This is a genomic window from Bacillus sp. 05T31, assembly GCF_056396725.1.
Map to the genome: position 1 here is coordinate 1 of NZ_JBFTMA010000893.1, position 1,436 is coordinate 1,436.

Annotated in this window: 2 pseudogenes; one reads left to right on the forward strand and one right to left on the reverse strand. The window is 34.8% G+C overall.

Annotated elements, in window-relative coordinates:
• Positions 1-685: 685 nt before the first annotated feature.
• A pseudogene (locus AC1DJR_RS29625) lies at positions 686-958 on the reverse strand (5-deoxy-glucuronate isomerase); the annotation flags it as partial.
• Positions 959-1,045: 87 nt separating this feature from the next.
• Between AC1DJR_RS29625 and AC1DJR_RS29630 the strand changes: the two are divergent.
• Positions 1,046-1,436 (forward strand): annotated as a pseudogene (locus tag AC1DJR_RS29630) (IS6 family transposase); the annotation flags it as partial.

Consider the following 1,436-nt stretch of genomic DNA (forward strand, 5'->3'; position numbering starts at 1 on the left):
GCCCTGGGTATACTGTGCTGTGCTTTCGATTGGTCAACAATACTTATTTGGCAAACATATAGTGTTCTTACAGCTTTGATTTCGTCAGCATTATTAACAGCAAGCATTACATGGTTTGTATACACTCACCGATAAAATACCTCGCTCCCAAGATAAGCAGAATGTTAAGTAATTAAATTTCAATTTATCGGTATGCTTAATTTGAAAAACATAAGACACTTCGGTGTCTTTTTTAATATCATCGACAATTTTCCCAGTCAAACCTAATTACTATTGCTTCCACTAACCTGCTCCGTTMGTGGAAKAARGATTTTWAAAMAAYTATATTATTTTTTAAATGACTTTATTGTAAATTAAACAACTTTATTATYTCTGCACAGATAGATACTTCATTACACATTCTTCTTTCAATTTTTCTATATAATTGTGAGCAGAATGAAAAAYATCAAAAAAYTGATTRAGAAAAAGCACTGCCAAARTCTTTAGCAATGCTTTTCTATTAAACGTACCATGATAATGAGCATCTACCTTCTTTTATTCATGAGTACTGTAGGTTCATATATATTTACTTTAATTTCAAGATACGTTCTATTATAAGAGCCTGCCTACATTGACAAAAAATTAGTGGTTCTGAGCAAAAACAATTGCAAGTGACATCGTTTTTGTCCAGAACCTTTATTTTCATCTATTCTTTTTCTGGCCAAATTTTCGCATTTGGTTCTAATAACCACTTGTGTTCTTCCTCCATGATACGATCATTCCATGGGTTATTCTCAAGATGTCGAATCATCCAACAAAAATACATTGCATATCCAGGCGCTGTTGCTTGTGGATGGTCTAGCTCACCTGGAATTGTAATAAAGCTATTATGTACAACGCGATGAGCATCCTCCCCAACCATTGCACATCCAAATCCCTGCGGCTTGTTAAAGCGATAATAATATACCTCCGGTGATTCTGGTGCAARAACTTAAGGACAATTGCAATGAATCTATAAATCTTGGACATACTGTTRCTATTACTTTAGAAAGGGTGYGTRATTGGTATGGAAAAGGAAAATGTATTCAAATGGAAGYATTATCAGCCTGATATTATTTTGTTAACRGTAAGATGGTACCTACGGTACAACCTCAGTTTTCGTGATTTGGTGGAAATGCTAGAAGAACGGGGTTTATCCATTTCTCATACAACRATTATGCGTTGGGTTTATCAGTATGGTCCTGAATTGGACAAACGAATCCGTCGTCATCTCAAACAAATGACTCTTGAAGAGCCGATGAAACMTATATCAAAGTAAAAGGTCAATGGATGTATCTGTATCGTGCTGTTGATTCGAAAGRAAACACAATTGATTTTTTCCTAAACAAAACAAGAGACCAGAAGGCTACAAAGCGCTTTTTCAAGAAAGCTTTGCGGTCTTTTCATGTTTCAAAGCC